Source organism: Faecalibacterium sp. AF28-13AC (assembly GCF_003478405.1).
In the GTDB taxonomy this organism is placed as follows: domain Bacteria; phylum Bacillota; class Clostridia; order Oscillospirales; family Ruminococcaceae; genus Faecalibacterium; species Faecalibacterium prausnitzii_E.
Genome location: NZ_QUFG01000001.1, coordinates 468,304 through 483,435, shown reverse-complemented (window position 1 = coordinate 483,435; position 15,132 = coordinate 468,304). Strand labels below are relative to the sequence as shown.

At 58.3% G+C, this 15,132-nt stretch carries 12 protein-coding genes; 3 read left to right on the top strand and 9 right to left on the bottom strand.

Translation table 11 applies throughout. The annotated features are described in order from the left end of the window. Window positions 1-78 precede the first annotated feature (78 nt). The 7 genes from DWY95_RS02265 to DWY95_RS02235 form a co-directional block, all read right to left on the bottom strand. Window positions 79-456, bottom strand: coding sequence for a PH domain-containing protein (locus DWY95_RS02265; protein ID WP_118551968.1), 378 nt, complete (start codon window positions 454-456; stop codon window positions 79-81). Between the two features lie 185 nt (window positions 457-641). Continuing rightward, complete coding sequence (locus tag DWY95_RS02260) at window positions 642-2,996, bottom strand: glycoside hydrolase family 3 N-terminal domain-containing protein (protein ID WP_118551966.1); 2,355 nt, start codon at window positions 2,994-2,996, stop codon at window positions 642-644. Window positions 2,997-3,266: 270 nt separating this feature from the next. Then, the gene (locus tag DWY95_RS02255) at window positions 3,267-5,042 is read right to left on the bottom strand and encodes a bifunctional UDP-sugar hydrolase/5'-nucleotidase (protein WP_118551964.1); all 1,776 of its coding nucleotides are present in this window, start codon (window positions 5,040-5,042) and stop codon (window positions 3,267-3,269) included. Between the two features lie 334 nt (window positions 5,043-5,376). Continuing rightward, window positions 5,377-7,149, bottom strand: coding sequence for an oleate hydratase (locus tag DWY95_RS02250; RefSeq protein ID WP_118551962.1), 1,773 nt, complete (start codon window positions 7,147-7,149; stop codon window positions 5,377-5,379). 228 nt (window positions 7,150-7,377) lie between these two features. Beyond that, window positions 7,378-9,498, bottom strand: coding sequence for a ribonuclease R (gene rnr, locus DWY95_RS02245; RefSeq protein ID WP_118551960.1), 2,121 nt, complete (start codon window positions 9,496-9,498; stop codon window positions 7,378-7,380). Window positions 9,499-9,731: 233 nt separating this feature from the next. Next, entirely contained in the window at window positions 9,732-9,980 is a 249-nt protein-coding gene (secG, locus tag DWY95_RS02240; RefSeq protein ID WP_097792492.1) for a preprotein translocase subunit SecG, read from the bottom strand. A gap of 99 nt (window positions 9,981-10,079) precedes the next feature. Further along, on the bottom strand, window positions 10,080-11,669 hold the full coding sequence (locus DWY95_RS02235; protein WP_118551958.1) for a penicillin-binding transpeptidase domain-containing protein: 1,590 nt from the start codon (window positions 11,667-11,669) through the stop codon (window positions 10,080-10,082). 138 nt (window positions 11,670-11,807) lie between these two features. Here DWY95_RS02235 and DWY95_RS17505 point away from each other — a divergent pair, with 138 nt between their 5' ends. The 3 genes from DWY95_RS17505 to DWY95_RS02220 all read left to right on the top strand — a co-directional run bounded on the left by DWY95_RS17505 (window position 11,808) and on the right by DWY95_RS02220 (window position 12,914). Then, the gene (locus DWY95_RS17505) at window positions 11,808-12,092 is read left to right on the top strand and encodes a helix-turn-helix transcriptional regulator (RefSeq protein ID WP_118551956.1); all 285 of its coding nucleotides are present in this window, start codon (window positions 11,808-11,810) and stop codon (window positions 12,090-12,092) included. Window positions 12,093-12,204: 112 nt separating this feature from the next. Continuing rightward, a complete protein-coding gene (locus tag DWY95_RS02225) occupies window positions 12,205-12,396 on the top strand; it encodes a type II toxin-antitoxin system HicA family toxin (protein ID WP_118551954.1) in 192 nt (63 codons plus the stop codon). A 140-nt stretch (window positions 12,397-12,536) separates the two neighbouring features. After that, entirely contained in the window at window positions 12,537-12,914 is a 378-nt protein-coding gene (locus tag DWY95_RS02220) for a type II toxin-antitoxin system HicB family antitoxin (RefSeq protein WP_118551952.1), read from the top strand. An 84-nt stretch (window positions 12,915-12,998) separates the two neighbouring features. On the opposite strand, the gene DWY95_RS02215 is transcribed toward DWY95_RS02220, so the two are convergent. Both DWY95_RS02215 and DWY95_RS02210 read right to left on the bottom strand, forming a co-directional pair. Continuing rightward, entirely contained in the window at window positions 12,999-13,949 is a 951-nt protein-coding gene (locus tag DWY95_RS02215; RefSeq protein WP_118551950.1) for a hypothetical protein, read from the bottom strand. Window positions 13,950-13,965: 16 nt separating this feature from the next. Further along, the gene (locus tag DWY95_RS02210) at window positions 13,966-14,961 is read right to left on the bottom strand and encodes a type II toxin-antitoxin system antitoxin SocA domain-containing protein (RefSeq protein ID WP_118551948.1); all 996 of its coding nucleotides are present in this window, start codon (window positions 14,959-14,961) and stop codon (window positions 13,966-13,968) included. Window positions 14,962-15,132 lie beyond the last annotated feature (171 nt).

Here is a 15,132-nt window from a genome sequence, read left to right as displayed (position 1 = left end):
TTCGCATATTACAGCAAACGCAGAGCGCCCGCTCCGGGGTCAGAAGCCGGAGCGGGCGCTCTGCGTTTTTGTACGGTGTTACAGGATGCAGCGGCTGATGGCGCGGGCCACACTCAGCAGCTCGTCCTGCCCGATGAACCCGAACTTTGCCTCGTGCTCATCCGCGAAGCAGACCGTCAGCTCAGAGGTCTGGAGCGGGTCGCCGAAGCCTGCGGTCTGGATGCCAAAGTGCAGCACCTTGCGGTACGGCAGGACGAAGATCTCCTGCCGGGTGCCGGTGACCCCCTGCATATCCACCAGAAAGATGCGGTGCGAGGTAAAGACCGCCTGGTCGCGCACGGTCTTGTACGCGCCCACGATGGTCTCGCCGTCCAGCAAAAGCGCCTGCACATTCTTGCAGATCTCCTTCTCCTTGATGCGAACGAGGTTCTGCATGGGCTTGTCCCGAAATTCCATAGTTCTATCCCCTTTCAGCATGGTCGCTGGCTCCATTGTAGCACCCCCGGCGGGCTTTGACAAGCGGCACGGAACTCCATTCTACTTGTGAGCGAAAAAACGTTGAGCGTCCAGCAGGAGCTACCCGACATGCCATTGCCTCACCCTTTGGGAGAGGTGGCATTGCGAAGCAAGGACGGAGAGGGTCAGTAATTCAGACCGAACCCGCTGCGGTAATAGTTGCCGTCGGCGTCGCAGTAAGCGTAGCTGCCGCCGCGCACCCCGGCGAGGATGGCCGGGTCGATGTACGGGTCCTTATCGTAGCCGGGCACATCGTTGGGCGAAGCGCAGATCTCACGCACCACACCGTCGATCTCCTGCTCGGTGATGGCGATGACGGCGGGGTCGGACACCATGGTCAGGCTCAGCTTGCCGGTGGGGGCAAAGTCGCCGCTGATGACGTCCACCTGTGCGTTCAGGGCGTTGTTCAGCGCCACCGTGCTGACGGTGTACTGGATGGTCAGCGCGTCGCAGTAGGGCTCCAGCTTGTCCAGCAGCCAGGGGTTGTTCACCACGCAGGTGCCCACGACCTTGCCGCCGCGCGCGTGGATGGCATCGGCCAGCTCCCGGATCTTCTCGACGTTCTTCAGGGTGGTCACCGTGACCTGCTTGCCGGTCTTCTTCTGGCTCTTGTTGGTCTCGCGCTCGTCCGTGACGATCTCACCCATCTCGATGACGGGCATGGCGAACTGGTAGAACACCACGCCGTTGCTGATGGGCCACACGTGGAGGTACAGCACATCGGCCTCCTCCGGGGTGGCGACGACAGTGTATCCCTTCTTCTCGAAGGCCTCCGCCAGTGTCTTGCGCAGCGCCTCGTCGGCATTGGCAGAGCCCAGACCGGCACCCATGGCCTGTGCCATTTTGGCAAAGCCGGAGTCCACGCCCTTGAAGGTGACGATGCAGACCTTCTTCTCTTTGGCCAGCGGCAGAACACCGCCGTGGTTCTTGACCAGAACGACAGCCTTCTGGTTGGCTTCGTAGGCCTTCTTCCTGGCACCATCGAAGTTATCCTGCCGGGCCTGGTCGGCCTGGTCGGGGTCCAGATAGGGGTTGTCCACACGCTTGGTGCGGAACAGGCTCAGCAGACGGTTGTAGCTGGCGCGGTCGAGGTCGGCCTTGGGCAGCAGACCGTCCTCCACCGCCTTGACGATGTTCTCCGGGTCGGTGTTGCCGCCGATGACATCGGTACCGGCGGAAATGGCCTTGGCGTAGCGCTGGGGCACCGTCAGGTCCTCCACGCCGTAGATCTGCACGGTGGTGATGCCGGAGTCGGAGTTGATGTAGCCGTCAAAGCCCATCTTGTTGCGGGCCAGGTCGGTGAGCAGCTCCTTGCTGTATGCGCTGGGCACCGCCTCGGTGCTGGTCACCTCGCCCCGGTAGGTCTGGGGCACGGCGCGGCCATCGGCGGCGATGCGGGAGTAGTCGGGCATGATGGAAGATGCCTTGTGGTCGAATGCCCGCTGGAACGGGGGCAGATGGTACTTTTCCATCGAGCCGGGGGTGCGGTAGATGCGCCACTGACCGATGGGCACATGCGGCTCGAAGCCGTTCTCGGAGGGGGCATCGCCGGGGAAGTGCTTGACCGTCAGGACGACCGAACCCTCGTTCAGGCCGTCGTCGCCGTTCTGGTAGCCCTTGATGAGGGCTTCGGTGATGTCGCTGGTCACATCGGTGCGCTCGCCGTAGGTGCCGTTGGTGCGGGGCCAGCGGGGGTCGGTGGCCACGTCCACCTGCGGGCCGTACATGATGTGCAGGCCCTCGGCCTTCATCATCTTCCGGTCCGTGTCGGCCATTTCATAGACGAAGTCTGCGTTGCCGTCTCCCAGCACCGCTGCACCGATGCCCAGAGAGTCCGGGTAGCCGATGTTGATGGGGTTGGTGTGCAGAGAGTACGGAATCGCCACGCCGCCCTTGCAGGCTTCGCATTCCAGCATCTGGGTGCCCGCATTGTGGTACAGTGCCACCATACCGGCCTCGCAGTGCATATCGCCGCGGTAAACGCCCGCCGTGATGTGCTTGTCCAGCACATCGGCGTCATCAATGCTCATGGTCATGCCGGGCAGCGGGCCGGGGATGGGCTTTTCGTCCGGGTCGTGGTGCTTGTAGATCTTGCCAAACTCCGGCTTGCCGTCGGCACCGGCAGCCTCGGCGCGGGTGGGGGCCACCGGGGTGTTGAACAGGGTGTTCAGCACAAGGCCAGCCTGCTGGTCCAGGCGCAGATGGGCCACCATATCCTTTGCGCGCTCTTCGGGGCTGAGCCGCCAGTCCTTATAAGGGGCCAGCTCGCCGCTGTTGTCCATATCCTTGAAGTACAGGCCATCCCTGACGATGACGCCGCAGGTGGTCACGCCGATGTCGGGGCCGTTTTCGTTGTGGAAGACCACCGGCTCCAGGTAACGGTCGGTGATGCTCTCCCCCGCTTCCAGAGCATAGGGTGCCGGAATGACACCGTCGCGGGCATCGACCCACTGGGCAGCGCTGGTGTATCGAATCTCCATCTTGTTTCTCCTTTTTCGTGCGCGGGAATGCGCAGCTGATATATCACTTGTCATTTTTTATTATACCCCACGGTCCGATCGTTCGCAAGCGAACAACCTGTGCTGTTCTGAATTTCAGCATTGCTCACAAGGAACGCTCCCGGAATCTATGCAATTCCCCGAACCAGCGCAGCGCGTTCCCGCGCTCGGTCCGCTCCGCCGGGCACAAAAAGAGACCGCTGGCCCCGTCGATAACGGAAGGAGCACAGCGGTCTCTCTCGGTTCAGGGCATTACCAGATCATCTGGATGCGGCCTGCGCCGTAGGGATCTTCGTAGTTGAGCAGATAGCCGGGGTAATCGGCCAGCGGGCTGTTGGCACTGGAAAGGTGCGGCAGACCGTTTGCATCCACGCCGCCGAACATGGCTGCGTAGCTGGACATGACGAGGTAATCCTCCGAGACATAGTCCTTGATCAGCTCTGCGCCGTCGAACATGGCGAAGCCGTCGCCCAGGTTGCGCAGGGTGTAGTTCATACCGGCCAGCGCATAAGTGGCGTTCGGGTCCAGAGGCTTGTATGTGCCGGTGGTCTTGTCGTAGATCTCCACATTCGAAACACGCGGGGTCGTAGCACTGCCGACCCAGACATTCTTGTCGTCGGTCTGGACGGTGTTGGGGACCATGGCGTGGATCTCATACTTGGCACCGGCAACCTGCAGGAAACCGCCGTTCTCCTTGCCCTCGGCACCGGCGAAGCGGGCACCAAATTCGAGGGCGTCCAGGATCTGCTGGCCGGTGACGGACATCAGGCAGGCCACATTGCCGAAGGGGCTGACGGTCTTGCAGGTCTTGAAGCTCCAGGGGCCTGCGTCCACATTTGCACGGATGCCGCCGCCGTTCATGATGGCGATGTCGCAGTGGAGGTCTTCGATCTCATTGAAGTAGGCATAGATGCCGTCGGCCACGAAGTCGCCCAGGTTGGTCTCGCCGGAGCGGATGCGGCGCTTGCCGGTGGCGGGGTCGGTGATGTAGAACTTGGAATCGCCCACGGCGATCTCCTCGCCCAGCATGTCGTCCACTGCGCTCACCCACTCGCTGGTAGCAGCGGCCACAGCGGCGTCTGCGCCGTCGTAGCTGGGCAGCAGCTCGGTGGTGATGGAGCCATCGGCACCGATGGTCATCTTGCCGACATTCTTAAAGTAGGAGCCGGTCTGGGTCAGGGTGACGGCCTTGCCGGAAGCATCGGTCACCTGCTTGTTCTCCATCACGGTGTGCGAGTGGCCGTCGATGAAGGCATCGAAACCGGTGGTGTGTGCGATGACCTCTTCGCTGGTCCAGGGGGCGGACGAGGGGTCTACGCCCAGATGGCCCAGACCAATGATAGTTGTTGCACCCAGCAGCTTTGCCTTGTCGATGGCCTTCTGGACGGCCTTGTACAGCTTCTGGCCATCGTCGCCGCCGAGGATGTCATAGATGTACTTGGTCTGGCTGGCGTTCATGAAGTAGGCCGGGGTGGACTTGGTAAAGGTCTCCGGGGTGGTAACGCCCACAAATGCGATGCGCGCGCCGCCGATGGTGAAGATCTTGATGCTGGGCAGCACCTTCAGGCCGGTGCGCAGGTCCACCCAGTTGCAGGAAACATAGGGGAAAGCGGCTTCCTTCATGGCTGCCTTTGCGCGGGCCATGCCGTAGTCGAACTCATGGTTGCCGGGGGTGGCCAGGTCGTAACCGGCCTCGCTCATCAGCTTGATGATGGTCTCGCCGTCATCCATGGAGCCATAGGCCGTGCCCTGGATGTGGTCGCCGGCGTCCACCAGCAGAACGTTCTGGCCAGCGTCCACATAGCTCTGCTTCAGTGCAGCGATGCCGGCATAGGTCAGTTCGGGGGATTTCTTGTCGATGTAGGTATGCACATCGTTGGTGTAGAGGATGGTAACAGCCGACTTTTCGCCCAGGAAGCAATTGGTCTCTTCGGCCGATGCGGCGGGTGCGCCGAGGGAGACTGCGGTCAGTGCAGTGGCAGCTCCGGCAGCCTTGAGGAAGCTGCGGCGGGAAATGAACTGTTTCACAGGAAATGACCTCCTTCAATTTACGGTACTCTCTTTTTTGCGGCCTCTCTGCCGCCGCCCGCACAAAAGCTCCCCAACGGGGAGCCGTGGTGTGCAGCGCAGCCGCAGCGAGGTCTGCATTTCTGGATTAAGCATATCACAGAATATCGTTTCGGGCAAGAGAAAACTGTAAAATCCGCGCAAATCCTTTTCACAAAAGTCGTACTATTTTGGAAATTCTCCGTAAAATCATACGAAAAAGGGCCGGGCCCTGCATCCTGTCTCAGGGTGCAGAGCCCGGCCGCATTCAGGGGGAGGTCCAAACTGGATCGGAGGAGACGTTTGAGAAAACGCCTTAAATGGCGTTGTACTCCTTGAGGAACTTTTCAAGGTCGGTGCCCTCGATCTTCTTGAGCACTTCCTTGAGGGCCACCCTCTGGATGAAGGGCAGGTCCATATCGGTCAGCTTCTTGCCGTCGCGGAGCTTGACGGTGGCGTCGATCAGGCAGCGGACATCATAGGTGCTGCCCCAGACCTCCGGCACACCGCGGTCGATGTCCAGCAGGGTGTAAACAGCCTCCATGCCGGTGCGCATCGAATACTCGGTGGTGAAGATGGTGTCACGGCCGGTCTCGGCAAACTGGCCCAGGAAGGCGAAGTTGACGGCACCCTTCGGCACAATGTCGGGGCGGTCGCCGAAGGCACGCGGCATGAAGAAGGCGTCGATATACGGCATCATGACCGGCACGGTGTTGGCGCTGTGGTCGGCCAGCTCGGCGATGTCCTCGGTGGGAACGCCCAGATGGTACAGCCACTCCATGCAGATCTCACGGCCGGTGCAGTCGCGCATGGGCTTCTTCACATAGTCGCCGGGCTTGTCGCTGAACAGGCCGTAGACCCAGACGCAGAGCTGGTTCTTGGGCTGGTCACGGAACTGCTGCTGGCGGTTCAGTGTCCAGCTGAGCAGCCAGCTGGAATCCTTGACCGTGACGATGCCGCCGGTGACGGTGTGGCCGGTGAAGGGGTCGCGCTTGCAGATCTTCTTGATATACTGCGGGATCTTGTCGTCCAGAGTGGTGATGGTGGCACTCTCCCAGTTGGACAGTTCCGGCTGCGAGCAGAACTTCTCCGGATGGCCGAAGGAGGGGTCCTGTGCGGCAATCTTCTTCCACAGATCCCAGCCGTTGCCCGGCTTGATGGTGGGGTCGAAACCGGCTGCCTTGTCCTGTGCGCCGATGGTGCAGCTCTCGACGCAGCCGCCGTTGGTGATGAAGAGCAGGTCGTTCTCGGTCAGCGGCAGCACCTTCTCCTCGCCCTTGTGCTCCACAGTGATGGAGCTGGCCTGCTTTTTGCCGCCCTCGATCCGGAAGCGGACGTCGGTGACCTTGGTCTCATACCGGAACTCCACGCCGTGGTCCTTCAGATAGGTGACCATGGGCAGGATGATGGACTCATACTGGTTGTAGCGGGTAAAGCGCAGGGCGGTGAAGTCGGGCAGACCGCCGATGTGGTGGATATAGCGCTTGAGGTAGAGCTTCATCTCCAGTGCGCTGTGCCAGTTCTCGAACGCGAACATGGTGCGCCAGTACATCCAGAAGTTGGAGCTGAAGACCTCGTCGTCGAAGATGTCGGTGATCTTCTTGTCCTGCAGCTGCTCGTCCGGGGTGAAGAAGAGCTTCATGATCTCCATCGCGCCCCGGTCGGAGATGCCGAACTTGCCGTCGGTGTGGGCATCCTGGCCGCGCTTTTCGGTAGCACGGCAGAGGGACTTGTTGGGGTCTTCCTTGTTCAGCCAGTAATACTCATCCAGAACGCTGGCCCCCTCCGTCTCCAGAGACGGGATGGAGCGCAGCAGATCCCACATGACCTCGAAGTGGTTGTCCATCTCGCGGCCGCCGCGCATCACATAGCCGATGTCGTACTTGTAGCCGTCGCAGGCACCGCCGGGCAGCGGGTCCTTCTCGATCACATGGATGTGGTCGCCCTGCATCTGACCATCGCGGACCAGATAGCAGGCAGCGGTCAGTGCCGCCAGACCCGAACCGATGATATAGGCCGATTTATTGTCAACGCCTTCCGGCTTTTTGGGGTGTGCAAACGCTTCGTAGTTGCCACTGGAATAATACATAACGCAGACCTCCTGAAGTTTTGGTTCTTTCCGGGCGGCATTCCCGCTCGCCCTTTCGTTGTGCTTAGTATATCCCATCCCCTGTGACAGAACAACATACAAAAGATGACCAGTGTATAAACTTTATGCAAAACCCAACCTTTGTCGGAAATATGGCGAAAGTGTGAAGCGCAAAAAAGCTCCCGCCTTCCTGTGACAGAAGACGGGAGCGGATGAAATCCGTTCGGGTTACTGTTTTGCCTCCGGGGCGACCTCAAAATCGATCTTGCCGAGGTTGACATCGGCGCGGACGATGGTGATCATCATGCTGTCGCCCAGGTTCCAGTTCTTGCCGGAGACCGGGTCGGACAGGCGGATGCCCTCGGTGAGCATGGTGCCGGTGGGGGTCAGGCTGGAAGCGGGCACGAAGCCCTCCACGCCGTTCTCCAGTTCGATGAACAGGCCGCGCTGGGTCACGCCGGAGATGATGCCCTCGTAGCACTCGCCCAGATGGCGGCGGGCATACTCGGCCTTGTAGCAGTCCTCGGCCTTGCGCTCGATCTGCACCGCGATGACCTCGCGCTCGCTGGACTGCTTAGAGGCCTGGATCGCAAAATCGGTGTAGCGGATGGCCATGGTCTCCTTGTCGGTGCCGCTGAGCAGATCGGTCATGATGCGGTGGATGGCCAGATCCGGGTAGCGGCGGATGGGGCTGGTGAAGTGGGCATAGTCCTTCAGCACCAGACCATAGTGGCCCTTGGGCTTTTCTTCGTAGCAGGCCTTGGACATGCAGCGGAGCATGCCGGTATTGACGATCTGTTCAAATGCCGTGCCGCGCACCCCTTCCAGAATGGCGCTCAGCTCCTTGGGCGTGGGCACCTCCTTGGCAAAGTGGTCGTTGATGCCGCAGGCCTGCAGCAGTGCATGCAGGCGCTCCAGCTTTTCGCCGTTGGGCTCCTCGTGGACACGGTAGACGAAGGGGATCTGCTTGACGCGGGCAAAGTGGGCCGCGCACTGGTTGGCCAGCAGCATGAACTCCTCGATCATGGCCTCGCTCTCGCCGGAGGTGCGCTTCTTGACGTCGATGCAGTGGCCGTCCTCGTCGAGGATGAGCTTCACTTCCCCGCTCTCGAAGTCGATGCAGCCGCGCTCGGTGCGCAGGCGGGCACGGTGGGCGTACAGTTCCTTCATGGCGGGCAGCTGGTCGGCCACCTCGGCGTACTTGGCCTGGATCTCGGCATCGGCCGTTCCGGCCAGCAGGGCATTGATCTCTGCGTAGACGCCCTTGACCCGGCTGCAGATGACCGACTTCACGAAGCGGTAATCGGTCAGGTTGCCGTCCTTGTCCAGCCGCATCAGGCAGGAGAAGGCCAGGCGCAGCTCCTTCTCGTTCAGGGAGCAGATGCCGTTGGACAGACTCTTGGGCAGCATGGGCACGACCTGGTCGGCATAGTATACGGAAGTGGCGCGGTTGAACGCCTCTTCGTTCAGCTCAGAACCGGGCTTGACGTAGTTGGAGACGTCCGCAATGTGGACGCCCAGCTCAAAGCCGCCCTCCGGAGTGCGGGTCAGGCTGATGGCATCGTCGATGTCCTTGGTCTCGGCGCTGTCGATGGTGAAGATGGGCAGAGCGCGCAGATCCATGCGACCCTTGCAGTCCTCTTCCGAAACGGTCATGCCCTCAAACTTCTTGGCTTCCTCGCGGACTTTGTCCGGGAAGCGGGTGTGGATATCGCGGGCGTAGAGCAACGCCTTGGCGCAGCGCTTGGCTTCATCCGAGCTGCCGAACCGCATGGCCACGCCGACGCGGTGGTCTTCCTGGCGGCTGCCGCGCATCAGGATCTCGACCGCCACCTTGTCGCCGTCTTTAGCGCCGCCTTCGCAGTCCCGCATCAGCTGCATGGAGATGGCCGGGCAGTCGTCCGGCACGAACTTCAGACGGCCCTCGATCCGGCGGGCCGTGCCCACCAGGTCGTTCTTTTCGGTAAGCACCGCAAGGATGGCGCCCTCGTCGCTGCCCTCCACACGGGGATGCTCGAACTTCTCGACGAGGACCTCGTCGCCGGGCATCGCGCCGCGGGTGAAGCGGCCGGGGATGAAGATATCGCTGGTCTCATCTTCCAGCATGACAAAGGCAAAGTTCTTGCCCAGTTTGACCACTTTGCACAGCAGGGCCTTCTCGGCGCGGCCGGAGCGCACGGTGAAGAACACGCCCGAACGCTGGCAGACCACGGCCTCATGCACCAGAGCATCCAGCGCTTCCATCACCTTGCGGTCTGCCCCGCGGTCGCCGCCGAAGCGGGCCTTCAGGTCCTTGACGGTGCAGGGCTGGTTCTGGATGGCATGCTCGATCTTATCGCGTAATGACATAAATTTTACTCCTTAACAACATTCTCAAAATTCTCCAGCGGAATCCTGAGTTTCCCACCTTCTGCCGGAGGCATCCGCACCCGGCAGTGTTTGCCCATCGGGCTTTTCTCATCCGATGCAGGCCCACCCGGCCTGTCAGAGGCTCCCCTCAGAAGAAGAGCTGTCCGCAGCGCAGACAGAGAAATTTCAGACAGAAAAACAGCCCCGCCTTACACGGGGCTGTGCGCGGGTCCTCAAGCCAGACGGCTGGCGAACACACAGGCCAGGACGGCCACCACGAAGAAGACGACACCGGCGATGCGGGTCACCTTGGCCAGCATCTGGTCGGCAGGGGTCAGCCGTGCGTTGTTTGCGCCGTATGCGCCGCCGTTGATCGCACCGGACAGGCCCTGACCGTGGGTGTGCTGCATCAGGGTAAGGACGATGATAACGACCGAGGCAGCAAGCAGGATGGCGCCGCCGACGATTTCAATAGCAGACATGGATGGAACGCTCCTTTTATTGTAAATTTGATTGAGACTGCATACAAATACAAGAATATGATAGCATACAACCGCGCAAATTGCAAGATGGACTCTGCCTCATCGGGCCAAATTTTCCAGCATTTCGGCCAGAGCGGCAAAGACTGCGGCGCTGGAATGGGCAGGTTCTGTCTGGGCGTCCTGCAGGACCACGATGGTATACCGGGGCTGTTCCGCCGGAAAAACGCCCGCAAACCAGCTGTTTTTCAGCTCTTCACCCGCCCGGAACTGGCCGGTCTGGGCCGTCCCGGTCTTCCCGGCGGCGGTGGTCTCCGGCAGGGCCGCCTCGCGGCCGGTGCCGTTTGCCACCACGCCCGCCAGCAGACCGCGCAGGGTTTGCGCCGTCTGTTCCGAGACGACCGGCTCCGCCCTCCGGTGGGCCAGCGTTTCCAGCGGCTCCCCGGTCGCTTCGTCCAGCGTGTTCCGCAAAAAGAGCGGCATCCGCCAGGTGCCGGTGACCAGCGCGTTCAGCATCCCGGCCACCTGCACCGGCGTTGCCAGCAGCTCCCCCTGCCCGAAGCAGAAATTTGCATAGGCCCCGGACGAGGTCAGGGCTTCCGCCGTTGGCAGGATGCCCGCCGCCGTGCGGAAGCGGTCCGTCAGTTCCGCAGCCTGCCCAAAGCCCACCCGCTCAGCCAACGCACGGACCCGCTCGGCCCCCAGCACCTGCCCCAGCCGGATAAAGTATCCGTTGCAGCTTTTTTCCAGTGCGGCGGCAAGGTCTACCTCCCCATGCGGGATGCCGCCCGCACAGCGGAACACCTGCCCGTCCACCTCGCACCAGCCGGGGCAGGTGTAGACCAGACCGGTCTCCCCTGCTTCCAGCGCGGCTGCGGCCAGCACCGGCTTGAACACCGACCCCACCGCGTAGCTCTGGAAGGCCCGGTTCAGCATCGGGCTGTCCGCCGCATTCAGGCTGGCAGCCGGGTCCGCCGGGTCGTACCCCGGCACACTGACGCAGGCGCGGACTTCGGCGTTTGCGGCATCCAGCACCACGATGCAGCCAGTGGTCATCATCCGGCCCGCAACGGCTTCCGCCGCCCGCTGGACCGGCCGGGAAAGAGTCAGCTGGACCCCCACGGCCCCGCTGTCGGCGTGGGTCTGTTCCGGCTCGCTCCGCAGGCGTCCCTGCGCATTGACAAGGCAGGTCAGAGTGTCGCCCTCCCCGGTGCCGGAAAGCGCCGCATCAAACGCGGCTTCCAGCCCGGCGGCTCCCCTGCCGTCGCCGTCCACATACCCGATGAGCTGCACAGCCAGCGGCGCGGCCGCATAGCGCACGGCCACCGGCCAGCAGGAAATGCCCAGCGGCGAAACATCGCGGTTCACCGTGAGCAGGAACGGAGAGACTGCGTTTCGTTTCTGGTACAGCAGCGCCTGCCCAGCCGCATCGGTACAGGAAAAGAGCCGGGTATAGTTTCCCCCGCCGGGCACACAGAGCGCCATCCACTTTGTGCCAAAGCCCGTCAGAAGATGGCCCTCGCAGTCGTAGAAATTGCCCCGCCGCGCCGGGAGTGCCAGCGTCACCACGCTCTGCGCCGCCGCGCGGGCTGCATAGTCCGCGTGGGAGCACAGCCAGTACAACCGGCAGACCACCGCCGCAAAACACCCCACCAGCAGCGCATACAGCGCCAGCACCCGCCGTCCGGACATGAAAACGCCCCCTTTGGCCTTTTGAAACAGTGTGGGCCAGACAGGGGGTGTTGATGCGGTCATTTACGACTTTTCAACTCAGAGCGTTTCTCTTTCTGACTGCTCAGGTTGGTTCAAATTTTGTGATTATTTGCACTAATTCGTGGGATTGCTATAAATGATGACACACAGCAGACTCTTGCGGACAAACTCGGTATTTCCGTTTGGTCTATCCGTGCGTGGGAACAGGGAAAGAGCTACCCCTTCAGCAATGTGCTGCTTGCCATCTGCAAGCTCTACGGCACATCTGCCGACTACCTACTGGGTCTGACCGACATCGACCCCTCGGACGAAGCCCGCAAGCAGCGCCAGCGCCTGACCGAAGAAGAGCAGAACGAGATGCACCGCTACGAAGAATATTTGCTCTGGAAACGCAAAAAATAAGCCGCCCAGCGAGACCGTAAGGTCGCTGGGCGGCTTATTTCGCCTCTTGACAAATACGTAAAGTACGTATACAATGAAGATGTAATCCTGAAGGAAAGGAGGGGCACTCACCATGCCGATGACTCCCAAGCAAATGATTCGCTTGCTGGAGCAGAACGGCTTTGTTTTAGTCAGTGCAAATGGGTCACACTACAAGTACCATAACCCAACTACCAACCAAACCACTGTCGTTCCATTTCACGCAAAGGATCTGAAGCCCGGCACCGAGAAAAACATTCTCAAATTAGCCGGACTCAAAAAGTAAAAATATGATGATTGTAGACTTCATATTCTGAAACTGCGAAGCACTGCATAGACTATTCTACAATTTCCAACCAATAATGTAGGCCTGTTAAATGAAGGTACATTGATTGTTTGTTGAATTATAAAAGGTGAGGTCACATTATGAACGCTATTTTCTATCCCGCAATTTTTCACCCGGAAGAAACCGGGTACTCTGTTGAGATTCCCGATATTGAGGGCTGCTTCACCCAAGGCGATACCATGGACGAAGCCGTCCGCATGGCACAGGATGCCATCGGCCTTATGCTGGAAGATTGCAAAGTCTGCCCGGAGCCTTCTATCCCTTCTGCACTCCATGTTGACCCGGAAGATTTTGTGGTGATGGTGCCTTTCGATATGGAAGAGTACGAAAAGCGATACAGACCCGTAAAGAAAACTCTTTCCATTCCCGGCTGGCTCAACGATGCCGCCGAATCGGCACACATCAACTTTTCCGGCGTTCTTCAGGATGCGCTGAAAGAGAAACTCCATTTGGCGTAAGTATAGCTATAAGTACAACAACAGCCGCCCAGCAGTTGACCGCTATAGTCATGCTGGGCGGCTGTTGTTGCTATTAAACCGTCTTCATCCTATAACTCCAAATACACTTGCTTTGTTATTACCAAGACTATAAAACAAGTCTCTTAGTTCATTTCTCTGTGCATTTCCATAATATCCAACGGTTCCGGGTTCTACTTTTGATTTGAATGTGCGTTCAAGGTACTTTTCTAATTCCTGCACATGAACCCAGTCACATATATCCCTGAGGTTTCCTACTTTAAGCGTGTACGCCTCGATGCTTTTTTCTCCACGGTATAAAGCGACTCTCCATTCATTTTGATACTTATAAATATCTTCTTTATCAAAACAATCCCGTCGGCTAACAATATTGCTTTTTATTTTGTCAAGATCAATTTCTTCTCCACATCTTACAATTATATGAGGCGTTTTCTTCAAAACATCTCCATTCTTTATCTGTTTGTAATTAACATTCCCACAGACAAACTTGAATTTTTCTCGCTCCGCTTTTTTCGAAATCCTTCGAATCAGTTCCTGCTCATTCTTCACAACAACAACATATTGGCCAAAAGCATTCATAGCTGAGGATGTATCGAAGCTTATAACCTTGCCCTTTGCCGCAAAAAAAGATTGATAATCAAGCCTATAAAAACATAGCGTATTACAATATTCAAATCCATTCGCTCTGCATATGCAATCTGTCAGAAGATGATTTTTGAACGCCTTAGCGAATCTCGTATTTTCAGTCGGAATCATTCCTACCGTTCCTTCTAGAATATCACCCTGACCTTTTGGAAGTTGATTCGGAATCTTTTGGGGTCTTATTGTCTGATTGCTCGCAAGTTCTATAGGGTCTTCGCCGTTTTTGGGCATATACTCATTCCAAAAATAAGAAAGAGTATTCATATAAAGATTCCCATTCAAAAAATCGTGCAAATATTTTAGCTTATCGCCATCGTTTGGTTGCGAAATAAATTTGAGCAAAATGTGCCCTTTGTGCCCCTGTGGATACAACATATCGCACCTCATAATTTTATAACAGCGCTCCGATATACTTTCTTAGCCCATCCTCCGTCCGAATATTATACTTCTCATCCACCTTTTTGAAGTACGCCTTCATCGCATCCAGCGAAATCTCCGCATGAGAAGTTTCGTCCGGCAGAAATCCCTTCCGGGCATCCAGCCAAGGGACTTCTTTATGGGTGATGCTTTCCAGAACCTTTCCGCTGTACATACCAAAGGTATCCAGCACCCGGTCTACCACCTCTTTGGCCTCCGGGGTAAGCGGCAGAGCGCTCTCCTTCAGCGGCACAAAGCGGTCATCGTCAATGGGGTTGTACTTAAAATCCCGGAACAGATTATAGACATTGCGATACACCGGGCCATGCACCCACGCTTCACAGAGGGCATCAAACAGCGGTTTGTCATAAATCGCCGCATAGTTGCCCTGAATATAATACAGCAACTTTTGCAGGGTCAGCGGTGTCACCTCATGCAACGCCGAGAAGATATAGGCGATCACTGCCAGCAGCTCCACCGGGACAGCCACATAGAGATTTTCCAGTTGCGTTGCAGCCGTATAGGCCTTTTTGTAGGCGGTCTCTCCGATCTTCTCACGGTTTTGGTTCAGCAATTCCTTCATATAGGAAGCCGATGCCAATGCGTGCAGCATGATATCCGAGTACTCTTTGGAGGGCACCTGTCCTGCAAGATAGCGGGAAATCGTCACTTCCCCAAAACCCAATGCCAACGACAGAGGAGCTTTGCCGATATTGTAGAGCTTCATCAGGCGTTCGATGTCCTCCACCGTGATGATCTCCTCCGCTTTACGATACTGCTCGTCAATCTCCTTTACGTTGTAGTCCATCAGGCCGGGAACACCCATCTCGCCGCCGCATTTGTTGCAGAAAGCAGCCGTGAGCTCAAAGGTATACTCCTTTTCCCGGATGGTCTGGTTGATTTTGATTTTCTTCAGGGTGTAGCTCCTTTTTCTGCGGCATTCTGTGCAGAAGTCCCTCTGATTTTCCATGGCGGCACGCTCCCTTCCAGTTTTACATTCTTTTTTATTATTGTATCCCTACCTTTGATTTTCGTCAACAATAAAGCTGCTGACAGTCTGCCGCTCGCAGAATCCACCAGCGGGTTCATCATTTTTTAATTCTTCCGGATACAAAAATCGGCACCCGCTTTTCAGCGAGTG

Bases quoted from the DNA above. Each gene is read 5' to 3' on its own strand.
- DWY95_RS02265 (WP_118551968.1), bottom strand. From the start codon at position 456: ATGGAATTTCGGGACAAGCCCATGCAGAACCTCGTTCGCATCAAGGAG.
- DWY95_RS02260 (WP_118551966.1), bottom strand. From the start codon at position 2,996: ATGGAGATTCGATACACCAGCGCTGCCCAGTGGGTCGATGCCCGCGAC.
- DWY95_RS02250 (WP_118551962.1), bottom strand. From the start codon at position 7,149: ATGTATTATTCCAGTGGCAACTACGAAGCGTTTGCACACCCCAAAAAG.
- rnr (WP_118551960.1), bottom strand. From the start codon at position 9,498: ATGTCATTACGCGATAAGATCGAGCATGCCATCCAGAACCAGCCCTGC.
- secG (WP_097792492.1), bottom strand. From the start codon at position 9,980: ATGTCTGCTATTGAAATCGTCGGCGGCGCCATCCTGCTTGCTGCCTCG.
- DWY95_RS02235 (WP_118551958.1), bottom strand. From the start codon at position 11,669: ATGTCCGGACGGCGGGTGCTGGCGCTGTATGCGCTGCTGGTGGGGTGT.
- DWY95_RS02225 (WP_118551954.1), top strand. From the start codon at position 12,205: ATGCCGATGACTCCCAAGCAAATGATTCGCTTGCTGGAGCAGAACGGC.
- DWY95_RS02220 (WP_118551952.1), top strand. From the start codon at position 12,537: ATGAACGCTATTTTCTATCCCGCAATTTTTCACCCGGAAGAAACCGGG.
- DWY95_RS02215 (WP_118551950.1), bottom strand. From the start codon at position 13,949: ATGTTGTATCCACAGGGGCACAAAGGGCACATTTTGCTCAAATTTATT.
- DWY95_RS02210 (WP_118551948.1), bottom strand. From the start codon at position 14,961: ATGGAAAATCAGAGGGACTTCTGCACAGAATGCCGCAGAAAAAGGAGC.